The organism is Actinoplanes rectilineatus (assembly GCF_000962825.1).
GTDB lineage: Bacteria > Actinomycetota > Actinomycetes > Mycobacteriales > Micromonosporaceae > Actinoplanes > Actinoplanes rectilineatus.
This window is the reverse complement of record NZ_JZKF01000051.1, coordinates 25,676-50,898: the sequence shown is the minus strand read 5'-3', so window position 1 is coordinate 50,898 and position 25,223 is coordinate 25,676. Positions and strand designations below refer to the sequence as shown.

General features: G+C 70.7%; 21 protein-coding genes. 14 read left to right on the top strand and 7 right to left on the bottom strand.

From position 1 onward, the window contains the following. Position 1 precedes the first annotated feature (1 nt). The 3 genes from WH85_RS30765 to WH85_RS30755 form a co-directional block, all read right to left on the bottom strand. Positions 2-865 carry an ABC transporter permease gene (locus WH85_RS30765; protein ID WP_045745547.1) on the bottom strand — a complete coding sequence of 288 codons (864 nt, stop codon included), beginning with the start codon at positions 863-865 and terminating at the stop codon, positions 2-4. Beyond that, complete coding sequence (locus WH85_RS30760) at positions 858-1,772, bottom strand: ABC transporter ATP-binding protein (protein WP_045745546.1); 915 nt, start codon at positions 1,770-1,772, stop codon at positions 858-860. Before WH85_RS30760 ends, WH85_RS30765 begins: the two co-directional genes overlap by 8 nt. Positions 1,773-1,852: 80 nt before the next feature. Then, entirely contained in the window at positions 1,853-2,878 is a 1,026-nt protein-coding gene (locus WH85_RS30755; protein ID WP_245674159.1) for a glycosyl hydrolase, read from the bottom strand. Positions 2,879-3,038: 160 nt separating this feature from the next. Between WH85_RS30755 and cysC the strand changes: the two genes are divergently transcribed. From cysC to WH85_RS30710, 9 genes are all read left to right on the top strand, one after another. After that, positions 3,039-4,559, top strand: a complete 1,521-nt coding sequence (cysC, locus tag WH85_RS30750) for an adenylyl-sulfate kinase (RefSeq protein ID WP_045745544.1) — start codon at positions 3,039-3,041, stop codon at positions 4,557-4,559. 174 nt (positions 4,560-4,733) lie between these two features. Beyond that, positions 4,734-6,305 (top strand): lipopolysaccharide biosynthesis protein, encoded by a 1,572-nt coding sequence (locus WH85_RS30745; RefSeq protein ID WP_245674158.1) that lies wholly within the window; start codon positions 4,734-4,736, stop codon positions 6,303-6,305. Continuing rightward, positions 6,302-7,669, top strand: coding sequence for an O-antigen ligase family protein (locus tag WH85_RS30740; RefSeq protein WP_245674157.1), 1,368 nt, complete (start codon positions 6,302-6,304; stop codon positions 7,667-7,669). The genes WH85_RS30745 and WH85_RS30740 overlap by 4 nt, the downstream gene beginning before the upstream one ends. Continuing rightward, positions 7,666-8,895: a hypothetical protein gene (locus tag WH85_RS30735; protein ID WP_052720915.1), complete on the top strand. Its 1,230-nt coding sequence runs from the start codon at positions 7,666-7,668 to the stop codon at positions 8,893-8,895. Before WH85_RS30740 ends, WH85_RS30735 begins: the two co-directional genes overlap by 4 nt. A gap of 5 nt (positions 8,896-8,900) precedes the next feature. Next, positions 8,901-9,779, top strand: coding sequence for a sulfotransferase family protein (locus WH85_RS30730; protein WP_045745542.1), 879 nt, complete (start codon positions 8,901-8,903; stop codon positions 9,777-9,779). Continuing rightward, the gene (locus WH85_RS30725) at positions 9,776-11,341 is read left to right on the top strand and encodes an MATE family efflux transporter (RefSeq protein WP_045745541.1); all 1,566 of its coding nucleotides are present in this window, start codon (positions 9,776-9,778) and stop codon (positions 11,339-11,341) included. Before WH85_RS30730 ends, WH85_RS30725 begins: the two co-directional genes overlap by 4 nt. After that, positions 11,338-12,072 (top strand): methyltransferase domain-containing protein, encoded by a 735-nt coding sequence (locus tag WH85_RS30720; RefSeq protein ID WP_045745540.1) that lies wholly within the window; start codon positions 11,338-11,340, stop codon positions 12,070-12,072. Before WH85_RS30725 ends, WH85_RS30720 begins: the two co-directional genes overlap by 4 nt. Continuing rightward, entirely contained in the window at positions 12,065-13,057 is a 993-nt protein-coding gene (locus tag WH85_RS30715) for a glycosyl hydrolase (protein WP_045745539.1), read from the top strand. Before WH85_RS30720 ends, WH85_RS30715 begins: the two co-directional genes overlap by 8 nt. 106 nt (positions 13,058-13,163) lie before the next feature. After that, the gene (locus WH85_RS30710) at positions 13,164-13,700 is read left to right on the top strand and encodes a DUF4262 domain-containing protein (protein WP_063775561.1); all 537 of its coding nucleotides are present in this window, start codon (positions 13,164-13,166) and stop codon (positions 13,698-13,700) included. 29 nt (positions 13,701-13,729) lie between these two features. On the opposite strand, the gene WH85_RS30705 is transcribed toward WH85_RS30710, so the two are convergent. Then, entirely contained in the window at positions 13,730-14,521 is a 792-nt protein-coding gene (locus tag WH85_RS30705; RefSeq protein ID WP_045745538.1) for a WecB/TagA/CpsF family glycosyltransferase, read from the bottom strand. A 64-nt stretch (positions 14,522-14,585) separates the two neighbouring features. Between WH85_RS30705 and WH85_RS30700 the strand changes: the two genes are divergently transcribed. The 4 genes from WH85_RS30700 (at position 14,586) to galT (ending at position 18,382) form a co-directional block, all read left to right on the top strand. Next, positions 14,586-15,515, top strand: coding sequence for a sulfotransferase (locus WH85_RS30700; RefSeq protein WP_045745537.1), 930 nt, complete (start codon positions 14,586-14,588; stop codon positions 15,513-15,515). Further along, positions 15,512-16,426 carry a glycosyltransferase family 2 protein gene (locus tag WH85_RS30695; RefSeq protein ID WP_045745536.1) on the top strand — a complete coding sequence of 305 codons (915 nt, stop codon included), beginning with the start codon at positions 15,512-15,514 and terminating at the stop codon, positions 16,424-16,426. The genes WH85_RS30700 and WH85_RS30695 overlap by 4 nt, the downstream gene beginning before the upstream one ends. 91 nt (positions 16,427-16,517) lie before the next feature. Next, the gene (locus tag WH85_RS30690) at positions 16,518-17,294 is read left to right on the top strand and encodes a DeoR/GlpR family DNA-binding transcription regulator (RefSeq protein WP_045745535.1); all 777 of its coding nucleotides are present in this window, start codon (positions 16,518-16,520) and stop codon (positions 17,292-17,294) included. Continuing rightward, positions 17,291-18,382, top strand: a complete 1,092-nt coding sequence (gene galT, locus WH85_RS30685) for a galactose-1-phosphate uridylyltransferase (protein WP_045745534.1) — start codon at positions 17,291-17,293, stop codon at positions 18,380-18,382. Before WH85_RS30690 ends, galT begins: the two co-directional genes overlap by 4 nt. Positions 18,383-18,687: 305 nt before the next feature. Here galT and adhE read toward each other — a convergent pair whose 3' ends face one another. From adhE to mdh, 3 genes are all read right to left on the bottom strand, one after another. Continuing rightward, entirely contained in the window at positions 18,688-21,294 is a 2,607-nt protein-coding gene (gene adhE, locus WH85_RS30680) for a bifunctional acetaldehyde-CoA/alcohol dehydrogenase (RefSeq protein WP_281179103.1), read from the bottom strand. 162 nt (positions 21,295-21,456) lie between these two features. Next, entirely contained in the window at positions 21,457-22,674 is a 1,218-nt protein-coding gene (locus WH85_RS30675; RefSeq protein WP_045745532.1) for an NADP-dependent isocitrate dehydrogenase, read from the bottom strand. Positions 22,675-23,157: 483 nt separating this feature from the next. Continuing rightward, complete coding sequence (gene mdh, locus WH85_RS30670) at positions 23,158-24,108, bottom strand: malate dehydrogenase (RefSeq protein WP_045745531.1); 951 nt, start codon at positions 24,106-24,108, stop codon at positions 23,158-23,160. Positions 24,109-24,287: 179 nt separating this feature from the next. Between mdh and WH85_RS30665 the strand changes: the two genes are divergently transcribed. Continuing rightward, the gene (locus tag WH85_RS30665) at positions 24,288-25,169 is read left to right on the top strand and encodes an endonuclease domain-containing protein (RefSeq protein ID WP_045745530.1); all 882 of its coding nucleotides are present in this window, start codon (positions 24,288-24,290) and stop codon (positions 25,167-25,169) included. Positions 25,170-25,223 lie beyond the last annotated feature (54 nt).

Sequence of the window (25,223 nt, the reverse complement as noted above, 5' to 3'; positions counted from 1 at the left end):
GTCACAGCGAGGCCACCTTCCGGTAGCGGGCGAGCAGGAGGAGCAGGCAGACGGCGATCAGGCAGACCGCCTCGATCCCGTAGACCGGTCCGAACCGGCCGGGGTCCAGGGTGTTCTCGGTGTTGCCGGAGAGCCAGGCGCCGACCCCGGCGATCAGGGTCATCGGGCTGGCCAGGCCGGCCATCTCGTTGGCGGTGGTGGACGGCAGGATGCTGAGCACGCCGAAGATCGGGGTGGTGAGCAGGAAGACCGCGACGATGCCGCCGGCGGCGAACGCCTGCTTGCCGGTGAACGAGGCGATCAGCAGGCTGATGCCGCTGAACAGCAGGGCCCAGAGCAGGCTGTATCCCCAGCCGGGCGCCAGGTCGAGGAATTCGTTCCAGACCCCCTTCGCACCGTCGTCACCGGTGAAGGCGGCCCCCAGGAACATGATGAACTGGGGTACGCCGAGCAGCAGCCAGACCGCGGTGGTCAGGGCGGCGAACTTGGCGGTCACGTAGTCGGCGGCGCGCAGCGGCCGGCTGAAGTAGAGCGGCAGCGTGCCGGAGCGCATGTCCCGGGAGACCAGGGCGGGTGCCAGGATCGCCACGAAGAAGATGATCAGCCAGCTCATCTGGTCGGCGAACTGCACGTAGGTGAAGATGACCTGCTTGAGCTGGGAGCGGACCGCTGCCAGGATCACCGCGACCAGCAGCATGATGCCGGCCACGAGCCAGGGGAAGATCTTCGCCTTGGCCGAGCGGCCCAGGCCGAACGAGGCCCGCAGGCCGTGGACGTAGAGCGCGTTCAACGCTGCCAGCCGGCCCAGGCGCTCCCCCGCGTAGCGCTGGTAGCCGATGTCGTGGATGACGCCGGTCTCAGACATCGGCGGTCTCCTTCGTGGTGAAGAGCTCGGCGACGCGGTGCCGGCGCTGGTCCAGGCGGTGCAGGTTGAGGTCGAGCTCGCTCACCGCTTGCAGGATCCGGTCGTACGCCGCATCCGACTCCAGTGGCACCAGCAGCAGGCGCCCCTCCCGGGAGACGGTCAGGCCCCGTGCGGTGAGGGCGGCGGCGAGTTCGTCGGTGCCGTCGGCGACCTCGACCGCGAGGACGTCGGACACCGCGGTCATGCTGGAGATCCGGTCGGCGCGCAGCAGGCGCCCGCCTTCGATGGCGATGAGCGAGTCGCAGATCCGTTCGACTTCGCCGAGCAGGTGGGAGCAGACCACCACGGAGATGCCGAATTCGGTGCCGATCCGGTGGACCAGGGCGAGCATGGCGTCGCGGCCAGCCGGGTCGAGGCCGTTGGTGGGCTCGTCGAGCAGCAGCAGGTCGGGGTCGTGCACCAGGGCCTGGGCCAGTTTGACCCGCTGTTTCATGCCGGTGGAGTAGCCGCCGATCTGGCGGTAGCGCTCCTCGTAGAGGCCGACGTGACGCAGTGCCTCGGAGGCGCGTTCCCGGGCGGCGGTGCGGGGCAGGCCGCTCATCCGGCCCAGGTGGGTGACGAACTCGGAGGCCGAAACGTCCGGCGGGAGGCAGTCGTTCTCCGGCATGTAGCCGACGCGTGCCCGCACTTTGTCGGTCTCGGTGACCGGGTCGAGGTCGAAGACCCGGACGGTGCCGCTGCTGGGCGGCACCAGTCCGAGCATGATTTTGATGAAGGTGCTCTTGCCGGCGCCGTTGGCGCCGACGAGCCCGATGACTCCGGCGTCGACAGCGACGGTCAGGTCGGCGAGGGCGGTCACCCCGCCGCCGTACGTCTTCGTCAGCGCCTCCGTAGCGATGATGGTCACGGCCTCAGCCTAGGAACCCGGGGCACCTCCTCGGGATCGGGAGAACCCCTGAGCCGTACTCAGGGTCTCTCAGCGCAGTCTCAGGAAACCGACACCTGGAAGATCGGCAGCCGGCCGAGGCGCTGGTACTCCCGCAGGCCCGCCTGGGTGTTGTCCACCGACGAGTTCTGCCCCTTGTAGTTGCGGGGCGTCTCGAAGTGCACCATCGCCTTGATTCTGGGGAAGTTCCCGATCTGGCGGCCCATGTCGCGGTAGAAGGCGGCCTGGTGGCCGGGGTTGCGGCGGGAGAACCAGACGCCCCACTCGGCGATCATCAGCGGCTTGTTCGGGTGCCGGGCGCGGACCCAGTTGTAGAAGCCGGGCCAGCCGGGGCGGCTCGCGGAACGGCGGTTGAGGAGTTCGGCGAAGCCGCCGTGGCCGTATCCGGGGTCGCTGTACGCGTACGTGTCGAACCCCACCCAGTCGACCACGTCGTCGCCCGGGTACATCTGGCTGAACCAGCTCTGTGTGGTGTGCGGGACGTACGCCATGTGCACGAGGACCGTCACCACATTGGTCGCGCCCCGGGCCCGCAGTCGCTGGACCACGTGCCGGAACATCGCCGCGTAGTCCCGGGCGGTGTATCCGGATCCGGTGCGGGCCCGTACCTCGTTCTCGGCCTCGTGGTGGATGGCGAGGAAGAAGGGTTCCCGGTAGCTCTGCCGGATGTGCACCGCGAGCCGGTCCAGGAAGGCGTCGACGCCCGGGTCCCCTTGGGCGATCCGGGCCCAGCTGACGCCTTCCGGCCGCCAGTTGAGGAGCAGGATCCGGCGGTGCCCGTTTTCGCGGGAGATCGCGGCCTCGCGGGGTGTCGGGAAGAGTTGCCGCTGACCGCGGTGGTACGCGTGGTGGATCACCTGGTACCGCCCGGTCTTGCGCTCGAATTCACGTAGTGACCGGTAGCTGTCCTGTTCGGTGTGCGCGCCGGGCGCGACTCCCCAGAGGATGCCGCAGGTGGGCACCAGTTTCGCACCGGTGTGGCAGCGGGCCGGAGCCGCCACGACGGGAGCCGGAGCCGTCAAAACAGCGATCATGGCCAGTGCAGCGAGCGTCCTGGTCTGTCTCACAAACGCCCAGTATTGAAGGATAATCCGATATTGTCCAGTAAGTTAGGTTTGAAGCCGTATTCGGAAAAACAAAGATCGGATCGAGAGCGAGAGCCCGTCTCGACCGACTCGATCGAGGCTGCGAAACTGTCCCCCAAGTCGGCTTCAGGGGGATGCGAAGGTGAATGGTTCGGTACTTCCCGAGGACGTTTTGCGGGACGCTCCCTCGTTCACGCCCCGCCCCTACGAGCTAGCGGATCTCGAGCTGCTGCTCTCCGGGGCCTACACACCGTTGACCGGCTTCCTCGGTCGCGAGGACCTGGCCACCCTGACCCGTCAGGGCCGCCTCGCCGACGGCACCCCATGGCCGGTTCCGGTCACCCTCGAGATCCCGGGTGAGCTGGCCCGAAACCTGGACGCCGCGGACCCGGCGCGCCGGACGGTGGTGCTGACCGATCTGGAGGGCGCCCCGGTCGCCGCGATCGAGGTGACCGACGTCTGGCAGACCGGCGAGAACAGGTTCGGCGTCGGCGGGCCGGTCCAGCCGCTGGGCGACGGTGGGCACGGCCCGTTCCAGCGTCTGCGCCGGACCCCCGCCGAGGTGAGCGGTCTGCTGCCGCCCGGACGGGTGCTCGGTGTGATCGCCGACCGCCCGCTGCACCGCCCGCAACTCGCCCAGATCGCGCACGCGGCCCGGACCCTCGCGGCCCACCTGCTGATCCTCATCCCGGTGAGCGGTCCCGGACCGGACGGCCTGCCGCCCGAGGCGCTGGTCCGCTCGATCTTCGCCGCCCGGGACCGGATGCCACCGGCCACCGTCGTGGCGGTGCCGCTGCTGACCCGCGGCGACGAGATGCGTGACGCGCTGCTGCGCGCGCGGGTCGCCCAGTCGTACGGCGTGACCCACGTGCTGTCCACCGGCGAGTCGCTGGCCGGTGCCGGTCTGCGCGTGCTGGTCCCGCGGGAGCTGGCGTACGACAACCGGGACGGCCAGTGGCGCTGGCGCGACGACATCCCGCCGCGCAACCGCCGCCTGGCGATGTCCCCGGCCGAGATAGACGATCTGCTGGACCGCGGGTTCCCGCTGCCCGAGTGGCACACCCCGCCGGCCGTGGCCAAGGAGCTGGCCCGGGTCCGCCCGCCGCGCCGGCAGCGCGGCCTGGTGGTGTTCTTCACCGGCCTGTCCGGTTCCGGCAAGTCGACCATCGCCCGGAACCTGGCCGACACGCTGCGTGAGACCGGGGAACGCACGGTCACCCTGCTCGACGGCGACATCGTGCGCCGCGAGCTGACCGCCGGCCTGGGCTTCAGCAAGGCCGACCGGGACCGCAACGTCCGCCGGATCGGCTGGGTGGGCGCCGAGGTGGGCCGGCACCGGGGTGTGGCGGTGGCCTGCCCGATCGCGCCGTACGACGCGGCCCGCAAGGCGGCCCGGCGGATGGCGATCGAGGCCGGTGCCGGGTTCCTGCTGGTGCATGTGGCCACCCCGCTGGAGGTGTGCGAGCAGCGCGACCGCAAGGGCCTGTACGCCCGGGCACGGGCCGGTCAGCTGCGGGGCATGACCGGGATCGACGACCCGTACGAGGAGCCGTCCGACGCCGAGATGACGATCGACACCACCACGATGACCGTCGTGGAGGCGGTCGAGCTGGTGCTGGCGTATCTGGTGGAGAACGGCTGGGTGGAGCCGAAACTGACGTAACCCCATCACTCGCGGCGGGAGTGTGGCGTTACCCCTCTGGGGCGAAACGCCCTAAAGCTGGCAACACCACTCCTCCCGGAAGGCCGCCGAACTCTGATGGAAGCGCCACGCCCAGCGTCCGCCGATATCTCTCACTATCTGGGGGCGCTCCGACGGCACTGGTGGATTGCTCTGGTGGCCACGGGGGCGGGCCTGGGCGCGGGCGCGGTCGTGACACAGACCATGCCGAAGGTGTACGAGTCGGCCACCTCCGTGCTGGTCCAGTCGGTCGACCAGGACACCAACGCCCAGGGCGGCCGGACCAAGGGCGCGGTCAACCTGGACACCGAGGCCCAGCTGGTCGGCTCCGGCGCGGTCGCGGTCAAGGCGGGCACCCTGCTGCGCAGCGGGATCTCCCCGGTGGAACTGGCCCGCTCGGTGTCGGTGCAGGTGCCGGCGAACACCACCGTCCTGGTGATCACGTTCCAGGCGGACACGCCGCAGAAGGCGCAGGCCGGGTCGCACGCCTTCGCGGAGGCGTACCTGCGCAACCGCGAGGAGACCGCCCGGTACCAGCTGGACAAGCAGATCCGCTCACTCAACCTCAAGGTCAAGCAGCTCACCGGGGCGCTGACCGGGATCAACGCGCGGCTGGCGTCGGCGGTGCCGGGCAGCCCGACCGAGAGCAACCTGCTGAGCCTGCGGAACAACTCGCAGAACCAGCTGAACTCGCTGACCGGGCGCCTCAACGAGCTGACCACCACCACGGTCGGCGGCGGCAGCATCATCAGCGACGCCCGCCTGCCGGAGACGCCGAGCAGCCCGAACACCTGGTTGAACATCGGCGCCGGCGCCATGATCGGCCTGCTGCTCGGGCTCTGCCTGGCGTACCTGCGGGAACGCTTCGACCGCCGGCTGGTGACCGCGGCGGACGTCCGGGACCGCGGACGGGTGCCGGTCCTGGCCACCCTGGACGAGCGCAGCACCCCGCACTTCGACGACGTGCTGCAGCCGTACGGGCCGGGCGGGCGGGTCTTCAACCGGCTGCGTAACGAGGTGCTGGCCAGCCTGGAGCCGGACGACCAGATCATCGTGGTGACCGGGACCAGCCGCGGATCGGCGAGCACGCTCGTCGCCGCGAACCTGGCGGCTGCTCTGGCGCGTACCGGATCAGATGTGGTTCTGATCGGGGCGCACCTGCCGGACAGCGTGGTCGACGCCGCGCCGCTGGCCCGGATGCTCGGGGTCTCCGCCGTGCCCGGTCTCTCCGACCTGCTGGCCGGCAGGGTCGGCCTGTCCCGGGCCCTGCAGCGCACGCCGCGCATCCCCTCGCTGCGGGTGATCACCACCGGCGGGGCGGCCACCGCGGCCGGCCTGATGCAGTCGCAGCGCCTCAAGGACACCCTGCAGGCGCTGCGCGGCCAGGGCGGCTACGTGGTGATCGAGGCGCCGTCCACCAGCAGCAGCGCCGACGCGCAGAGCCTGGCCAGCCTGGCCGACGCGGCGATCCTCGCGGTCGAGCTGCGGCGTTCACGCCGGCCCGCCCTGGAGGACGCCACCGAGCAGTTGCAGCGGGTCGGCACCCGCCTGCTCGGCGCGGTGGTGATGCCCCGGCTGACCGTGCCGCGTCCCAGCGAGATCGAAGCGCCGGCGGTGACCCTGCCGGCGCCCTCCCCCCGGCCGTCACCGGCGAAGGACGACGGGCACGAGGCCCCGACCCAGCAGCTGGCCGCGGTTCTGGAACGGCGCGACGGCGACACCAAGTGACCGTGGTCGCGGCGGCGGCACCCACCGCCGGACCGGACCGGCGCGGCACCCGCAACCGCACCCTGCCGGCCTGGCCGGTGGCCGGGATCCTGCTGCTCTACCCGCTCTGGTGGGCGCTCGGCCTGGGCGTGCTGATCTTCGGTCTGATGGCCGCCCCGATGATGTTCCTGCTGATCCGCAGACGGGCGGCGGGACGGCCGGTGCTGCTGCCGCCGGGCTTCGCCTGGTGGGTGATCTTCCTGGTGGCGGTGCTGGTCAGCATCGCCGCGCTGGGTGCGGATCCGGCCGGCACGGTGGTGGAGCGGGCCGGCGCCCGGCTCCCGGCCGTCGTCTACAAATTCGCGATGTACGCGTCGCTGACCGTGCTCCTGGTCTACGCCGGGAACCTCGCCGAGTCGGAGTTGTCCCGCCGTCGACTGGTCCGGCTGCTCGCCGGGATGTTCGTGGTGACCGTGCTGGGCGGTCTGCTCGGCATGGTGGCCGGCACCTTCGAGTTCACCTCACCGGTCGAGTGGCTGCTCCCGTCCGGGGTGCGCAACAAGGGCTTCGTGCGGTCGCTGGTGCACCCGTACGCGGCGCAGATCATGGACCTGGTCGGCGGTGAGAAGCCCCGGCCGGCCGCGCCCTGGGGGTACACCAACACCTGGGGCAACAACTTCTGCCTGCTGGTCGGCTGGCTGCTCGTCGCGGCCTGGGCCAGCCACCGCAACGGCCGCCGCGCCCTCGCCATGGGCATCCTGGCGGTGTCGGTGGTGCCCGCGGTCGCCTCGCTCAACCGGGGCCTGTGGATCGGCATCGGCGTGATGGTCGTCTACGTGGCGATCCGCTACGTGCTGGCCGGCCGCCTCTGGGTCCTCGGCGCGGTGGCACTCGCCGGTGGGGCGCTCGCGTTCACGCTGCTCGCCACCCCGCTCGGCGGCACCGTGCAGGCCCGGATGGACAACGGCAAGTCCAACGGGGTCCGCTCGTTCCTGATCGAACGGGCCCTGGACGGTTTCGCCGAATCCCCGGTGATCGGGTACGGCGGCACCCGCAACACCCTCGGCGGGCGCAACTCGATCACGGTCGGGGAGAGCGCCGGCTGCGAACGCTGCGGCAACTTCACCGTCGGCGGCAACGGTCAGCTCTGGCAGTTGCTCTACGCGCACGGCGCGGTCGGCACCGTCGGTTACCTGGGCTTCTTCGGGTACGGCCTGTGGCGTTTCCGCCGGGACCGCAGCCCGGCCGGGATCGCCGGCGGCGCCGCGCTGGTCGGTTCGTTCTCGGCGATGCTCTGGTACAACTCGCTGGTCACCCCCCTGGCCTTCATGGTTCTGGCGTACGCCCTGCTGTGGCGCAACTGGATGGAGGGGGACACCCCATGAGCCCGGTCAAGACCGCACCCGCCGGACTGACCGCCGACGACGCGGCCCTGCGGACCCGATACCTCGCCGAGGTTCTCGGCCGGCTCTACCCGGAGCCGTGCCGCACCGACGGCGAGCCGGGTCCGCTGATCGCCGAGTACCTGGTGGTGCCGAACGCCCGCCGGCCCCGCCTGCTGGTGCCCGCGCACTCCCCCCGGGTCGCCGCCGCGGCCGTCCGCCGGTACGCCGAACCCCAGTCCCGCCTGGCCCGGCTCAAACGTGACGCCGTGGTGGCCGCCGTGCACACCCGGACCGCGGGCCTGCTGCTGCGCGACCGGATCCGGGTGACCGGACCGGTGTCGGCGGGCATCGACGGCTACCTCAGCGAGGCGTTGCGCCGTGACCTGTCGGTCAGCATCCACATCGGCCCGGCCCGCGCCAACCGCAAGCCGGTCCTGCAGTTGCTCAGCCCGGACGGTGAGACGTTCGCCTTCGGCAAGCTGAGCACCGGTCCGCTGACCCGCCGACTGGTCGCCGCCGAGACGGCCGCCCTGTCCACCCTCGCCACCAGCGGGCTGACCCGGCTGACCGTGCCGCGGGTGCTGCACGCCGGCGAGTGGCGCGACATGCAGGTGCTGGTCCAGTCGGCGCTGCCGGTCTGGCTGCCCCGGGCGCCCCTGAGCCCGCACCGGCTGACCGCGGCGATGCTCGACGTGGCCGGCTGTTGCGGGCACACCACCGGGCCGTTGACCGCCAGCGGGTACTGGGGGCAGCTGCTGCACCGCATCGACACGGTGGCCGACCGGCCGGAGGGCGCCGGGCTGGCGGCCGCGGCCCGGGTGCTGGCCGCGCACGCCGGTGACACCACGCTGCGGTACGGCTCCTGGCACGGCGACTGGGCCCCCTGGAACATGGCGAACCTGGACGAGACGCTGCTCGTGTGGGACTGGGAGCGGTTCGCCACCGGGGTCCCGTTCGGCTTCGACGCCGTGCACCACGAGTTGCAGCGGCGCATCCAGTCCACCGGGGACGCCCGGGAGGCGGTCGAGGCGACCGTGCGGCGATCCGGCGAGCTGCTCGCCCCGTTCGGGGTGGACCCGGCGGCCCGCGAGATGACCGCCCTGCTCTACCTCGCCGACCTGGCCGTTCGTTACCTGTCCGACCGGCAGGCCGAGGCGGGTGCCCGGCTCGGTGTGCTCGGCACGTGGCTGCTGCCGGTTCTGGTCCGGCGCGTAGAGGAGCTCTAATCAAGATGCATGTACGCGACCTGCCCGCCCCGATGAAACGGGTGGTGCACCTCGGTTCCCGCTCGTACGGACGGCTCACCGCGGAGAACCGGATGCTGCCGTCGTTCCTGATCTGCGGCGGGCAACGGTGCGGCACGACCTCGTTGTACCGGGCTCTGGCGTCGCACCCGGTGGTGCTGAAGGCCGTGCTGCACAAGGGCGTGCACTTCTTCGACACGTCGTACGACCGCGGGATGGACTGGTACAGGGCGCATTTCCCGTTGCTGCGCAGCGCCGAGAAGGTGGCCGGGCGGTACGGCGTGCCCGCGCAGACCTTCGAGTCCAGCCCGTACTACATGTACCACCCGCAGGCGGCCGCCCGGATCGCCCAGGACCTGCCGTACGCGAAACTCGTCGTGCTGGTCCGTGACCCGGTCGAACGCGCCTACTCGCAGCACCATCACGAGGTGGCCCGTGCCTTCGAGCCGGAACGCGACTTCGGGGCCGCCCTGGCCCTCGAACCGGCCCGTCTGCACCGGCAGGAGGACCGGCTCGCCGCCGACCCGGACTTCTACAGCTTCGCCCACCAGCACCACGCGTACCGGGCCCGCGGCGAGTACGCCCGCTACCTGAGCGTGATGGCGCAGCACGTCGGCCGGGAACGCATCCACGTGGTGGAGAGCGAGCGGTTCTTCACCGACCCGGAGCCGGTCTACGACGAGGTGTGCGCGTTCCTCGGCCTCCCCGCCGACCTGGGCCGTCCGCCGTTCGAGCGGCACAACGCCCGGCCCCGGCAGAGCGACATGGATCCGGATCTGCGCCGCATCCTGACCGCCTACTACCGGCCGCACGACGAGGCACTGGCCGGGTGGCTGGGGCGTACCCCGATCTGGCGACGCGGATGACCACGACCGCGACCGTTCCGGGGGGTTCGGCCGACACGGCCGGCACTGCCGGTGCGGCCCGCGGCGGTCTGGCGAACATGGCCGGATCGGCGCTGGCCGGCGGCACCGGGGTCGCGGTCACCTGGATCGTCGCCCGGGTGCTGGGGCCGGCGCAGGCCGGCGCGTTCTTCGCCGCGACGGCGGCGTTCGTGCTGCTCGGTGGCCTGGCGAAGCTGGGTACCGGCACCGGTCTGGTGTACTGGCCGGCCCGGCTGCGGGCCACCGGGCGCAGTCATCTGCTCGGCGCCTGTCTGCGTACCGGGCTGACCCCGGTGCTGGTCTTCTCCCTGATGCTGGCGGCGGGGATGTGGCTGGCCGCGCCGCAGATCGCCCGGGTGACCGCGGACGACGCCCCGCACGTGATCGCCGCGCACACCGCCGGCCTGCGGGTCCTCGCCGTCTTCCTGCCGTTGCAGGCGCTCACCGACGTGCTGCTCACGGTCACCCGCGGCTATCGCCGGATGCGTCCCACCGTGCTGCTCGACCGTCTGCTGCGCAGCGGTCTGCAGCTGGCCGCGGTGAGCGTGGCCGGGGTCGCGACGCTCTGGCTGGCCGCGTCCCTCCCGGTCTTCGCGTGTGCGTGGGCCGCCCCCTATCTGCCGGTCGCGATCCTTTCCGGGTACGCCGCCCGCCGCGTCTACCTGGCCGGGCGCCCGCCCGGGGCCGGACCGGACCGGACCGAGCGCCGTGGCCTGCGGCGCGAGTTCTGGGCCTTCACCGGGCCCCGTGCCCTGGCCGCGGTGGCCCAGCTCGCCCTGCAGCGCGTCGACGTGCTGCTGGTCGCAGCGCTCGGCGGGCTGGCCCCGGCCGCGGTCTACGCGGTGGCCGGCCGGTTCGTGGTGCTGATCCAGTTCGCCAACCAGGGCCTGTCCCAGTCGGTGCAGCCGCGTCTCGCCGAGGCGTTGAGCACCGGCGACCGGGAGGCGGCGAACCGGCTCTACCGGACCGCGACCGGCTGGCTGGTCCTGGTCACCTGGCCGATCTGTCTGCTGGTGGCGGTCTGCGCCCCGTGGTATCTGCGGCTGTTCGGCCCGGAGTACGCCGCCGGCGCCCCGGTGGTGCGGGTGCTGGCCGGGGCGATGCTGGTGGCCACCGGCTGCGGCATGGTCGACATGGTGCTGGCGATGGCCGGGCGCACCTCGCTGAACCTGGGCAACGTGCTGGTCGCGCTGGCCGTCACGATCGGCCTCGACGTGCTGTTGATCCCCCGCTGGGGTGCGCTCGGCGCGGCCGCCGGGCTGGCCTGCGCGATGGTCGTGAACAACCTGCTTCCGCTGGCCCAGGTGTACCGCGCCGCCGGCCTGCACCCGTTCGGCCGCGGCACCCGGACGGCGGCGCTGCTGGCCGCCGGCTGTTGCGGTGTCCTTCCGCAGGGCGCGGTCGCGCTGCTCGGCGACGGCCCGGCCGTGCTGGTCCCGGTTCTGACCGTGGCCGTGGCCGCCTACTGCGCAGGGGTATGGCTGCTGCGCGACGAATTGGCGCTCGGCGCTTTCGCCCGGCGATCTGATGTGGAGGATGGATGACCAGCGAGTACACCGAGGTGTTCCAGGACACCGAGGCGGTCGAGAAGTACGAGACGGTGACCTACGCGCCGGACAGCTACGCGTCGCGGATCAGCACGCGGCAGCGGGACTACCTGCGTGGCCTGGTGCGCCGGGAGTTCCCGGAGAATCCGCCGGTGCAGCACGACTTCGCGTGCGGCACCGGACGGGTGATCCGCGGGCTGCACGGCCTGGTCCGGGAGGCGCACGGGTACGACACCTCGGCCGAGATGATGGAGAAGGCGTCCGAGGTGGGCGCCCGGGCGTACTGGCATCACGTGGCGTCCGACGGTCCGGTGCCGAACCCGGTGGCGGCCGGTTTCCCGGCGATCGTGACGATCTTCCGGCTGCTGCTCAACGTGGACGAGGCGGTCCGGGACCGGGCGCTGGCGTTCGCCGCGAAGGTGCTGCCGCACCACGGATCCGGGGTGCTCGTGGTGGAGAACCACGGCAACGCCGGTTCGGTGCGGCACCTGCGGGCGCGGCGGCACGACGGCGAGCGCTGGTTCGCGGAACTCTCCCACGACCAGGTGGAGCAGCTGCTGGCCCGGCACGGCTTCGAGGTCGTCGAACGTCGCGGGTTCACCATGCTCACGCCGTCGCTGCACGAAAGCCGGGCGGCGCGGCTGGCCGACGCGGCGGCACGGCGGGTGCCGGGCAGCGACGCGTACGCGGTGAACGTCCTCTACACCGCGCGGCGGGTCCATGCGTAAGCGTGCCGCCGCCGTCGCCGTGCTGCTCCTGCTGGCCGCCGGGTGCGGCCGGGACGACAAGGACGACGCCCCGCAGCCGGCCCCGGACCTGACGAGCCGGCCGCGGGCCGTCGCGATCGCCCCGGGGCCGTTCGCGGCCGGGCCGTTCGCGCCGCCCGGACGGGGCGCGTACCTGGGCGCGTGGATCAAGCCGGACGAGCTGACCCATGTCGGCCGGTTGGCCGCGGTCGGTGGTCTGGAGCAGTCGCTGGGGCGGCGGCTGAACTTCATCAACACGTACCGCCGGTTCGACCAGATGATGGGCACCGCCTCGGACAGGGAGTTCCTGTCCCAGGGCGCGTCGCTGATGATCAGCTGGGCCACCGGGGACAACCGGTCGGTCCTGGCGGGTGAGCACGACCGGCTGATCCGCAGGCAGGCCCGCGCGATCAAGAAGATCAAGCGGCCGGTGCTGCTGCGGATGCGCTGGGAGATGGACCGGCCCAACCTGCGGGCGACGATGTGGTCGGGCGCCGACTACATCGCGGCGTGGAAGTACGTGCGGGACATCTTCCGCGACGAGCGGACCGAGAACGTGTCCTGGGTGTGGTGCCCTACCGCGGAGGGTTTCGTCCGGGGGGAGGCGCCGGACTTCTACCCGGGCGACGACCAGGTCGACTGGACCTGCGTGGACGTGTACGCCGGCGCCGAGTTCCAGCCGATCGGCACGCTGATGGGGCCGTTCCTGGACTGGGCGGCACAGCGGCCGAAACCGATCGTGATCGGCGAGTTCGGGGTGGCCAAGGCGTGGGGTTCGGCGAACCGGGCGGCCTGGCTGCGCGACGCCGAACGCACCTTCAAGGCGAACCAGCAGATCAAGGCGGTCGCGTACTTCGAGTCGGATCCGGAGGGCAACGGGCCGAACCAGCAGTTCCAGCTGAGCGGCGACAAGGCGGCCTTCGGCGCGTTCCACTCCCTCGTTCGGGACCCCTATTTCAATCCCTGATCGGTCGAACGGTGGCGCCCTCGGCCACCGGCAGCGGAAAAGTGTCGTACACGTGTTCCATAGTGGGTTCGTCCGACCGACCGCACCGACTCCGGGGGTGCCACCGATGTCCTTCCGCGACGACTTCTTCCAGCGCCAGAGCGAGATCATCGAGCAGTTCGGCTGGGCGGTGGTGCACGTGCTGCCCGACCTCGACGACCCCGACGACGCGATGCCCTTCGCCTACACGGTTGGCCTGACCGAGGCCGGGCTGCCCGAGCTGACCGTTGCCGGGCTGCCGCCGGAGACCGGTCAGGCGCTGCTCAACGAGCTGGCCACCCGCCTCACCGAGGACGGCGTGCGGCTGCGCCACGGCCAGCGCGTCGGCGATCTGCTCGAGGGCCACGACGTGGTGATCGTGGCCGGGGAGCCGACCGATCTGCTGTTCCCGGGCGCCGCCGTGGCGCGTTACGGCGGGCCCCGGGTCCGGCTGCGGCAGATCGTCTGGCCCGACCCGTGGGATCACTTCCCCTGGCAGGAGGACTACGAGTCGGCCGCCTGCCCGCAGCCGACGATCGGCCGGCCGGAACGCCCGGCCGGCGCGGCCCCGCGCTGTGCCGGTTTCCGCGGCTTCCCCCGGCGGCGGGCGAGGCACGCCCGGTGACCCGGGCCGGCTGGTCGGGGCAGGACCGATCAGGGGCGGTCGGTGACCCGGGCGACGGGGGCGGTGGCGAGCAGCCGCAGGGCGTACGGCGCGTCGTGCCGCAGATAGCGTCCGGCCAGCCGGCGCGGTTCGGAGCCGAGGCGGTGCGCCCACTCCAGACCGGACCGCTGCATCCAGCGCGGCGCCCGCGAGACGTCACCGGCGACGAAGTTCACCGAGGCGCCGAGGCCGATGAACCAGGTCTCCGGCAGTTCCGGGCGGAGCCGCTCGATCACCTCCTCCTGCTTCGGGAACCCGAGGCAGACGAAGACCAGGTCCGGCTTCGCGTCGATCACCGTCGCGCGGAACCGCGCATAGGCGTCCTCGTCGCGCTCGAACCCGTACTCCGGGCTGGTCGCTCCGGCGATCCGCAGACCGGGAGACGCGGCCGCCAGACGTGCGGCCGCCCTGGTCGCGCCGTCCGGTCCGGGTTTCTCCGGGGTGCCGCCGACGATGAAGATCGACCGGCCGTCGCGGCCGAGGCCCGCGGAGAGGGACCAGATCAGGTCGCTGCCGGCCACCCGTCCGGGCAGCGGTGAGCCGCCGAGCCGGCTGGCCCAGACCAGCGGCATGCCGTCGGCGACGATGAGGTCGGCGTCGTCGAGGTGCCGGCGGATCCGGGGGTCGGCCGCCGCACGGCGCAGGATGTCGACGTTCGGGGTGATGATCCGCCCGCCCCGCCGGTGGGCGAGGGCGTCCCGGACCACGGCCACGACCTCCTCCTCGGTGATCCGGTCGATGCCCGTACCGTCCAGCCGAACACGGTCGAAAGCCTCGATCATTATCTAACGCCTCCTTTTGCGCTCTTCGCTCGTTACCAGAGCGAAACGAGCGAAGGTGAGCAAAGTGGCACGGGTGCTTTTTTTGGGCGGATTGGGGCGAAGCGGGACAACGCTCGTCGAACGTCTGCTCGGAGAGCTCCCCGGGATGTGTGCCCTGGGCGAGGTCGTCCACCTCTGGCAGCGCGACATCCGCGACGACGAGCGGTGCGGCTGCGGCGAACGGTTCTCCGGCTGCGACTTCTGGCGCAAGATCGGCGAGCGGGCCTTCGGCGGCTGGGACAAGGTCGACGTCGACCGGGTGCACGCCCTGCGCGACGCGGTGGAACGCACCCGGCACATCCCGCGCCTGGCCACCACCACCGCGCCCGGCTCCGCGGTCACCGAGTACGCCTCCTACTACGCCCGGGTCTACGCCGCCGCCGCCGAGGTCTCCGGCGCACCGGTGGTGATCGACTCGTCGAAGCACTCGGCCCTGGCCCACGTGCTGCGCTGGGCACCCGACATCGACCTGCGGGTGGTGCACATGGTGCGCGACGCCCGCGGGGTCGCGTACTCGTGGACCAAGCGGGTGGCCCGGCCGGAGACCGACGGCGCGGGCGAGATGACCCGCTACTCCCCCGGCCGCTCGGCACTGCTCTGGAACGCGCACAACGCCGCCTTCGGGCTGCTCGCGCGGCGGGGCGTGCCGGTGCGCCGGATCCGCTACGAGGAGTTCCTCGCCTCGCCCCGGGCCGGGCTGATCCGGCTCGCCGACTTCGCCGGCCTCACCCTGCACACGGCTGACCTGGACTTCCTCCGGGCCGGGCACGCCGATCTGCGGGCCGGGCACAGTGCGGCCGGCAACCCGATGCGCTTCACCGTCGGACGGCTGGCACTGCGCCGCGACGACGCCTGGGTCCACGCGCTGCCGAGGTCGCAGCGGCGGCTGGTCGGCGCGGTCTGTAGTCCGCTGCTGCACGCGTACGGCTACCCCCTCAACCCGGAGGCACGATGAACTGGCCGTCCGTCGGGATCGTCATCCCGACCCGGAACCGTCCCGAGCTGGTCCGCCGGGCCATCGCCGCGGTCCGCGAGCAGCGCTATCCGGGTGAGATGAAGGTCGTCGTGGTGTACGACCAGACCGAGCCGGACTACCTGCTGGCCTCCACCGACGGCGTGCCGGTGCTGGTGCTGACCAACTGGCGCGCGTCCGGCCTGGCCGGGGCCCGCAACTCCGGGGTGCTGGCACTCGGCACCGAGCTGGTGGCGTTCTGCGACGACGACGACCGCTGGCTGCCGGACAAGCTGCGCCGCCAGGTCGCCGCCCTGCTGGCCGAGCCGGACGCCGAGTTCGCCACCTGCGCGATCGAGGTGGAGTACGAGGGGCACACCACGCCCCGGCTGGCCGGCGCGAACCGGGTCACCGTGGATCATCTGGCCCGGTCCCGGATGGCGATGCTGCATTCGTCGTCGTTCCTGATCCGGCGGGAGGCGCTGGCCGAGGACGCGATGGGGCTGGTCGCCGAGGACGCGCCGGGCAGCCAGAACGAGGACTGGGATCTGCTGCTGCGGGCGGCGCGCCGGGCGCCGATCGTGCACCTGGACGAACCGCTGGTCCAGGTGCTGTGGGGGCGTACCTCGCATTACGCGTACGAGTACGCCACCAAGATCTCCTCGTTGCGGTGGATGATGCAACGGCACCCGGAGATCAGCGGCTGCCGTCCCGGCGCGGCCCGGGTGTACGGGCAGCTGGCGTGCTGGTCGGCGGCGACCGGCAACCGCAGTCAGGCCTGGCGGTACAGCAAGGAGGCGGTGCGGGCCAACTGGAAGGAGCCGCGGACCGCGATCGCCCTGGCCGCGATCACCGGTGCGGTGAAGGTGGAGAACGTGCTCTCCGCCCTGCACAAGCGGGGCCGGGGTATCTGAACTCACCCTTCCGAACACGCCTCCCGAGGAGGTAGTGTTCGAGTGTGTTCGAATTAGTGCGGTTCCCCCCAACGAATGTGGTGGAACCCTGATGCTCGCTCAGCAGCGTCAGGCATCGATCCTCGACCGGGTCCGCGCCACCGGCGGCGTCCGCGTCAGCGAGCTCGCCACCGAGTACGGCGTCTCCGACATGACGATCCGCCGCGACCTGGAGGCCCTGGCCGACCGGGGCCTGCTGGCCAAGGTGCACGGCGGCGCGACCACCGTCAACCCCGGTTCCGCGCACGAGCCCGGCTTCGCCGCCAAGTCGGTGCGCCAGCGCGACGAGAAGACGGCGATCGCCATGCGCGCCGCCTCGTTCGTCTCGCCCGGCGACGCCATCGCGCTCTCCGCCGGCACCACCACCGCCGAGCTGGCCCAGCGTCTCGTCGACGTCCCCTCACTGACCGTGGTGACCAACTCGATCCCGGTCGCCGACGTCTTCTACCGGGCCGGCCGCCCGGACCAGACCGTGGTGCTCACCGGCGGCACACGGACACCGTCGGACGCGCTCGTCGGACCGGTGGCGGTGGCCGCAATCGGCACCCTCCACCTGGACGTGCTGTTCCTGGGCGTGCACGGCATGAGCGAGCGCGCCGGGTACACCACGCCCAACCTGATGGAGGCGGACGTCAACCGTGCCCTGGTGGAAGCCGCCGAGCGTCTCGTCGTGCTGGCCGACCACACCAAATGGGGCACGGTCGGCATCTCCTCGATCGTCTCCCTCGACCGTGCCGACGTCCTGATCACCGATACCGGCGTGGACGACGACGCTCGCGCTCTACTCTCGGAAACTGTTCCCGAACTCGTGGTGGTGAACCCCCAGTGACCCCGACCCGCTCGGCCGTACGTCTCTCGGACGGCCGAGAACTGATCTATTTCGACGAGACGCCGGACAGCGGCCGGGCCTCGTTCGCGGACACCCGCCAACTGCCCCCACCGCCGCCCGCCTCGCAGCTGCGGTACGACCCGCTGGTCGACGAGTGGGTCGCGATCGCCGCGCACCGCAACACCCGGACCTTCCTGCCGCCGTCGGACGCCTGCCCGCTCTGCCCGACGACCGAGCGGTTCGCCAGTGAGATCCCGGCACCGAGCTACGACGTGGCGGTCTTCGAGAACCAGTTCCCGTCGTTCAGCGACCGGATCGTGGCGAACGAACTGACCCAGGTGACCGAGCTGGTGCCGGTCCGCCCGGGTCAGGGGCGCTGCGAGGTGGTCTGCTTCACCAGCGACCACAACGCCGCGTTCGGTTCGCTGCCGCCGTCGCGCGTCCGCACCGTGATCGACGCCCTCGCCGACCGGACCGCGGAGATCTCCACGATGCCCGGCGTCGCGCAGGTCTTCCCGTTCGAGAACCGTGGCGTCGAGATCGGCGTGACGCTGCACCACCCGCACGGCCAGATCTACGCCTACCCGACGGTCACCCCGAAGACGGCCGCCATGCTGCGGGCCGCGCGGGCACACGCGGAGAAGACCGGCGGGCGCAACCTGTACGCCGACGTCCTCGCCGCCGAGCAGACCGCCAAGGTCCGGGTGGTCGCCTCCAACGAGCACTGGACGGCGTACGTGCCGGCCGCCGCCCGCTGGCCGTTCGAGGTGCACCTGGCCCCGCACCGTCAGGTGCCGGACCTGCCCGCGCTGACCGACGCCGAGCGGGACGCGTTCGGCCCGCTCTACCTCGACCTGCTGCACCGCTTCGACGGGCTGTTCGGCAAGCCGATGCCGTACATCTCGGCGTGGCACCAGGCCGTGGTCGGCGAGGGCCGCGAGCTGGGTTACCTGCACCTGCAGCTGTTCAGCATCCGCCGCGCGGCGGACAAGCTGAAGTTCCTGGCCGGGTCGGAGTCGGCGATGGGCGCGTTCGTCAACGACATCGTCCCGGAGAACGCCGCCCAGTTGCTGCGTGACGCCGTCTGAACCCCCAAACGGTGTGTTGACTTCAGGCGTCCTACGCGCCCGAAGTCAACACACCCCACTGCCTGTGTCGAATTCGGGCGCACTGGACGCCCAAACTCAACACACCCCACTGCCTGTGTTGAATTCGGGCGGCGTGAGCGCCCAAACTCAACACACCCCACTGCCTGTGTTGAATTCGGGCGGCGTGAGCGCCCAAACTCAACACACCCCACTGCCTGTGTCGAATTCGGGCGGCGTGGGCGCCCGAATTCAACACACCGCGGTGGGTGTGTTGAATTTGGGCGCCTGAAGTCAACGCGGTGGGGTCAGCCGCCGAAGTAGGCGTTCTTCATGATCCGCTCGAGGTCGGCCAGCATCGGCATCCGCGGGTTGGCCGGCGCGCACTGGTCGAGGTAGGCGTTCATCGCCTGCTGCGGCAGCGCGTCCAGGAACTCCCGCTCCTCCACGCCGGCGCCCTTGAACGACGACGGGATCCCGACCGCGTCCCGCAGGCGCTCGACCGCCTGGGCGTACGACTCGACGCCCTGCTCCGGGGTCTCGGCGGGCAGCCCCAGGTGCCGGGCGATGTCCTGGAAACGTTCCGGGGCCACGTACCGCTCGTACTTGGGCCAGCTGTTCAGCTTCGCCGGGACGGTGCCGTTGTGCCGGATCACGTGCGGCAGCAGGATCGCATTGGTCCGGCCGTGCGCCACGTGGAAGGTCGCGCCGAGGGTGTGCGCCATGGCGTGCACGATGCCGAGGAACGCGTTGCCGAACGACATGCCGGCGATCGTCCCGGCGTTGTGCATCTTCTCCCGGGCCAGCGGGTCGGCGCCGCCCTGCTTCACCGCCCGTTCCAGATTGCTGAAGATCAGCTTGATGGCGTGCAGCGCCAGCCCGTCGGTGAAGTCGCTGGCGTACACCGACACGTACGCCTCGGTGGCGTGGGTCAGCGCGTCGAAGCCGCTGTCCGCGGTGACCACGGCCGGCAGGTCCTTGGTCAGATGCGGGTCGATGATCGCCACGCTCGGGGTGAGCGCGTAGTCGGCGAGCGGGTACTTCTGACCGGTCGCGGTGTCGGTGATGACCGCGAACGGGGTGACCTCCGCACCCGTACCCGAGGTGGTGGGCACGCAGGCCAGCTTCGCCAGGTTGCCCAGCGTCGGGAACTTGAAGGCCCGCTTGCGGACGTCGAAGAACTTCTCCCGCATGTCCGCGAAGTCGACGTCCGGGTGCTCGTAGAGCAGCCACATCACCTTCGCCGCGTCCATCGGCGAGCCACCGCCGAGCGCGATGATGGTGTCCGGACGGAACGAGCGCATCAGCGCCGCGCCGTTCTGCACGGTGTCGATGCTGGGTTCCGGCTCGACGTTGTCGATGACCTGGATCGTCACCGGGTCGGGACGCTCGCGCAGCACGGTGCTGATCCGGTCCACGTACCCGAGCTTGGTCATGGTGTGGTCGGTGACGATGGTGACCCGGGAGACGCCCGGCATGTCACGGAAGTATCGGATGGCGTGCGGCTCGAAGTACATCTTCGCCGGCACCTTGAACCACTGCATGTTGTTCGTCCTACGGCCGATGCGCTTGATGTTGAGCAGGTTCAGGGCGGACACGTTGTCGGAGACCGAGGTGTGCCCGTAACTGCCGCAGCCGAGGGTCAGCGACGGCCGGAATCCGTTGTAGATGTCGCCGATGCCGCCCTGCGACGCCGGCGCGTTCCAGATGATCCGGACGGCCTTCATCCGCATGCCGAACCGCTCCGAGAACGCCGCGTCCTTCGCGTGCACGACGGCACTGTGGCCGAGGCCGTGGAACTCGACCATCTGCTCGGCGTACAGGATGCCCTGGTCCTCGTCCTTGGCCTTCAGAACGGCCAGAACCGGGCAGAGCTTCTCCCGGGACAGCGGCTCGGCCGGCCCGACCTCGGCGATCTCGGCCAGCAGGATCGAGGTGTCCGCGGGGACACTGAACCCGGCCTGCTCGGCGATCCACACCGGCGACTGGCCGACCACCGTGGCGTTGAGCTTCTCGCCGACGCAGTCCTTGCCGTCGCCGTCCGGCGGGAAGATGAAGTCCTGCAGGAGCTTCTTCTCCTTGGCCGACACGACGTAGCCGTGCAGCCGCTTGAACTCCTTCAGCGCCTGCGCGGCGATCTTCGTGTCCAGGATGACGGCCTGCTCGGACGCGCAGATCATGCCGTTGTCGAAGGTCTTGGAGAGCACGATGTCGTGCGCGGCGCGGACCACGTCCGCGGAGGGGTGGACGTAGGCCGGGACGTTGCCGGCCCCGACGCCCAGCGCCGGCTTCCCCGTCGAGTACGCGGCGCGCACCATCGCGTTGCCGCCGGTGGCCAGGATCGTCGCCACCCCGGCATGGTTCATCAGTTCACCGGTCGCCGCCAGTGACGGCGTTTCGACCCACTGCACGCAGTTCTCCGGCGCACCGGCCGCGATCGCCGCGTCCCGCACCACCGCGGCCGCCTCGGCACTGCACCGCTGCGCGCTGGGGTGGAAGGCGAAGATGATCGGGTTGCGGGTCTTCAACGCCAGCAGCGCCTTGAAGATCGTGGTCGAGGTCGGATTGGTGACCGGGGTGACCGCGCAGACCACTCCGACCGGATCGGCGATCTCGGTGATCCCGTCGACGTCGTCGCGGTAGATCACGCCGACCGTCTTCATCCCCGCCATGCTGTTCGTGACGTGCTCACAGGCGAAGATGTTCTTGACGGCCTTGTCCTCGAAGACACCGCGGCCGGTCTCCTCGACCGCCAGCCGGGCAAGGTGCCCGTGCTTGTTCAGCGCCGCCACCGAGGCCTTGCCGACGATGTGGTCGATCTGTTCCTGGGTGTACTCCGCGTAATCAGCGAGCGCCTTCGTCGCGTTCACCACCAGGGTGTCGATCGACACCTGCTCCTTCTCCGCCACTGCCACTGCCACTCCTCGGTAGGGCTTCGCGGGTTCTCCCGCTCAATCCCCATCCTTCGCGGCCTAGCAGTTCGCGCACGCTGCGTAAAGGCACTATCTCAACTGACGTAGGTCCCGTTCACGACAAAAGGCCCACCGGTTCCCCGGCGGGCCTTTATCGATGTGAGATCAGGCGGCGAGCTTACGCGCCAGGTTCTCGTCGAGCGCGTTCATGAACTCGTCGGTCGTCAGCCACGGCGCGTCCTTGGAGATCAGCAGCGCGAGGTCCTTCGTCATCTGACCGCCCTCGACGGTCTCGATGCAGACCTGCTCCAGCGTCTCGGCGAACTTGGTGACCTCGGGGGTCCCGTCCAGCTTGCCACGGTGCTTGAGGCCACCGGTCCAGGCGAAGATCGACGCGATCGGGTTCGTCGACGTCTTCTCGCCCTTCTGCCACTGCCGGTAGTGCCGGGTGACGGTGCCGTGCGCGGCCTCGGCCTCGACGCTCTGGCCGTCCGGGGTCATCAGCACGCTGGTCATCAGGCCGAGCGAGCCGAAGCCCTGCGCGACGGTGTCGGACTGCACGTCACCGTCGTAGTTCTTGCAGGCCCAGACGTAGCCGCCCTCCCACTTCATCGCGGCGGCGACCATGTCGTCGATCAGCCGGTGCTCGTAGATGAGGCCGGCCTCCTTGAACGCCTCGGCGAACTCGGCCTCGAAGACCTCCGCGAACAGGTCCTTGAAGCGGCCGTCGTAGGCCTTCAGGATGGTGTTCTTGGTGGAGAGGTAGACCGGGTAGTTGCGGGCCAGGCCGTACCGGAACGAGGCGCGCGCGAAGTCGCGGATCGACTCGTCGTAGTTGTACATCGCCATGCCGACGCCGCCGGCCGGGAAGTCCGAGACCAGGAACTCCATCGGCTCGGAACCGTCGGCCGGGGTGAACGTGACGGTCATCTTGCCGGCGCTGGGCGCGACGAAGTCGGTCGCCTTGTACTGGTCGCCGTGGGCGTGCCGGCCGATGATGATCGGCTTGGTCCAGCTCGGCACCAGACGCGGCACGTTGCTCATGATGATCGGCTCGCGGAACACGACGCCGCCGAGGATGTTGCGGATCGTGCCGTTCGGCGAACGCCACATCTTCTTCAGGCCGAACTCCTCGACCCGGGCCTCGTCCGGCGTGATGGTGGCGCACTTGACGCCGACGCCGTGGCGCTTGATCGCGTTGGCCGCGTCGATCGTCACCTGGTCGTCGGTCTCGTCCCGGTACTGGATCGAGAGGTCGTAGTACTCCAGCTCGACGTCGAGGTAGGGCAGGATCAGCTGCTCACGGATCTGCTTCCAGATGATCCGGGTCATCTCGTCGCCGTCGATCTCGACGACCGGGTTCTTGACCTTGATTTTCGCCATCCGCCGGCGCTCCTCTCCCGAAACACTCGCTGTAGCAGTACGAGCGTACTGCCCGTCCGTTGAAGATCGCCGACCGACCCCGGCCAGGCGCCACCCTCCACCTTCGCAGGGTTGCCCGTACCGGCGGGCCGATAAGCTTCAGAAGGCGGTCGCCACCCTGGTCAGCGCCGCCGGGAGTGCCGCGACCAAGCGATAGCGGCATCGAGATATGCCACTATCGATCAGTCGTCGCCCGCTCCTTGCCGGCACCGCCTCGGTGGCCGCCCCCTTGCCGGGCCGCCACTCATCGGCGCCGGAGACATCGTCCAGCCGCGTCGACGGCCCGGTCCACGCGATCGACGACCATGAGGACTCACACCCGCCACTCCGTGGGTAGGTCCGGAGCATGGGTGGCTGCGGTTGAGTGAGGAGTGGGCGTACAGGACGAGGAAGGCCGGGGCTCACGTGCCCCGGCCTCTCCCGATCAGATCTCGCGCGACCTCGTCAGAGGTTCGCCACGTCGGCCTGCTTGGCGCGAACCGCCTCCGCAGCCGCCTTCAGACCCGCGACCTCGCTGTCGGTGAGCTTGTCCTCGACGACCTTGCGGATGCCCTGCGCGCCCAGCTCGGCCTCGACGCCCAGGTAGACGCCGGAGATGCCGTACTCGCCGTCGACCCAGGCACAGACCGGCAGGACCACACCGGAGTCCTCGGCCACGGCCTTCGCCATCCGTGCCGCCGCAGCGGACGGGGCGTAGTACGCCGAACCGGTCTTGAGCAGCGCGACCACCTCGGCGCCGCCGTTCCGGGTCCGGACGACCAGCTCCTCGATCTTGTCAGCCGGGAGCAGCTCGGACAGCGGCTTGCCGTCCACCGTGCAGCGCGACGGGACCGGGACCATGGTGTCGCCGTGCGAACCGAGCGTGAGCGCCTTGACGCTCGCGACCGGAACGCCGAGCTCCTCGGCGATGAAGTTCGTGAAACGCGCGGTGTCGAGCACACCGGCCTGGCCGAACACCTGGTTCTTGGGGAACTGGGTGGCGAGCTGGGCCAGCGCGGTCATCTCGTCGACCGGGTTCGACACGACGATCACGACGGCGTTCGGCGCGTACTTCTTGATGTTCTCCGCGACCTGGCGGACGATCTTGGCGTTGACCTCGAGCAGGTCCATCCGGCTCATGCCCGGCTTACGCGGCAGACCGGCGGTCACGACGACGACGTCGGAACCCTCGATCGCCTCGTAGCCCTCGCCGTTCGGCCCGGTGCTGGCACCGACGACCTTGGACTCGAAGCCCTCGATCGCCCGGGACTGGTTGAGGTCGAGCGCGATACCGGCCGGCTTGCCGTCGATGATGTCGGTGAGCACAACGGTCTCGAAGATGTCGTACTCGGCGAGACGCTGCGCGGTCGTGGACCCGTAGAAACCGGCGCCTACGACGGTTACCTTCTTGCCCATAGCTTCTCTTCTCCCAGTCTCCTGGCGATATTTTCGCGACCGTATCAGCCGGTTAACAGAGCATTACCGACCGGTCGGCTGAACGGGACCTAAGCCACTGACTCAGGACCAACTTCCCCTCGTCAGAGCGTTATCCACAGGTCCGTCCACAGGCCTGGCCGCCCGGGGATGCTGTTCCGATGCCGAGCCCGCCGCCACCCGGAGCCGTATTCCGCGGATCCGCGGCCATCGACGCCGGACTGCTCACGCCGGCCACACTACGCGGGCCGGCGTGGCGTCGCCTGTTCCGCGGCGTCTACACCCACCGAGAGACCGAGATGGATCACCGGCTCTGGTGCGAGGCAGCCCTGCAGCGGCTGCCCGGCCCGGCCGCGATCGGCGGCGCCAGTGCTGCGTCCCTGTGGGGTGTCGCGGCGCGGGACGTGGATGCTCCGGTGACCGTGGTGCTCCCGCGGGAGATCACCCCGCCACGGATACCGCGGATCGAGGTTCATTCCACGGCGCTCTGGCCGGGTGACGTCATGGCGATCGGCGGGCTGCCCCTCACCACCGCGGAACGCACCGCCTTCGACATCGGCCGACGATGGCCCCGCGAGGAGGCCCTGATCGTGTGGGACGCGCTTCTCCGCCGCCGGGCGCTCGATCGCGATCTGGTCCGCGACATGCTCCGGAGTCGTCACGGCTGGCACGGGACCGACCGGCTGCCCGATCTGCTCCGGCTCGCCGACGGGCGGTCGGAGTCCCCGATGGAGACACGACTGCGCCTTTTGATCAGCGACGCCGGGCTTCCGCAACCCACCCCGCAATTCGTGGTACGGCATGGCCGCGACTTCGTCGCCCGGGTCGACCTGGCCTGGCCGCACCTGCGGCTGGCCCTGGAGTACGACGGAGACCAGCACCGGGAGCGGGCCCGGTTCCGTCGTGACGCCACGCGGCTGAACGCGCTGCACCTCGCCGGGTGGCGTGTGCTGCGGTTCACCGCTCCCGATGTCCTGCGCAACCCGGCCCGCACCGTCACGGTGATCACCGCCGCCCTGGCCGCCGCCGGCCGCACGGGGTAGTCGATCACCCAGCCCCGCGAAACGGCTGCCGAATCGGGCTGTTGGCAGCAGTAT

Coding starts and splice junctions, on each gene's coding strand:
- WH85_RS30730 (WP_045745542.1), top strand. CDS start 8,901: ATGCATGTACGCGACCTGCCCGCCCCGATGAAACGGGTGGTGCACCTC.
- WH85_RS30720 (WP_045745540.1), top strand. CDS start 11,338: ATGACCAGCGAGTACACCGAGGTGTTCCAGGACACCGAGGCGGTCGAG.
- WH85_RS30715 (WP_045745539.1), top strand. CDS start 12,065: ATGCGTAAGCGTGCCGCCGCCGTCGCCGTGCTGCTCCTGCTGGCCGCC.
- WH85_RS30665 (WP_045745530.1), top strand. CDS start 24,288: ATGCCGAGCCCGCCGCCACCCGGAGCCGTATTCCGCGGATCCGCGGCC.
- WH85_RS30735 (WP_052720915.1), top strand. CDS start 7,666: ATGAGCCCGGTCAAGACCGCACCCGCCGGACTGACCGCCGACGACGCG.
- WH85_RS30765 (WP_045745547.1), bottom strand. CDS start 865: ATGTCTGAGACCGGCGTCATCCACGACATCGGCTACCAGCGCTACGCG.
- WH85_RS30710 (WP_063775561.1), top strand. CDS start 13,164: ATGTCCTTCCGCGACGACTTCTTCCAGCGCCAGAGCGAGATCATCGAG.
- mdh (WP_045745531.1), bottom strand. CDS start 24,108: ATGGGCAAGAAGGTAACCGTCGTAGGCGCCGGTTTCTACGGGTCCACG.
- WH85_RS30675 (WP_045745532.1), bottom strand. CDS start 22,674: ATGGCGAAAATCAAGGTCAAGAACCCGGTCGTCGAGATCGACGGCGAC.
- WH85_RS30695 (WP_045745536.1), top strand. CDS start 15,512: ATGAACTGGCCGTCCGTCGGGATCGTCATCCCGACCCGGAACCGTCCC.
- WH85_RS30690 (WP_045745535.1), top strand. CDS start 16,518: ATGCTCGCTCAGCAGCGTCAGGCATCGATCCTCGACCGGGTCCGCGCC.
- WH85_RS30705 (WP_045745538.1), bottom strand. CDS start 14,521: ATGATCGAGGCTTTCGACCGTGTTCGGCTGGACGGTACGGGCATCGAC.
- WH85_RS30725 (WP_045745541.1), top strand. CDS start 9,776: ATGACCACGACCGCGACCGTTCCGGGGGGTTCGGCCGACACGGCCGGC.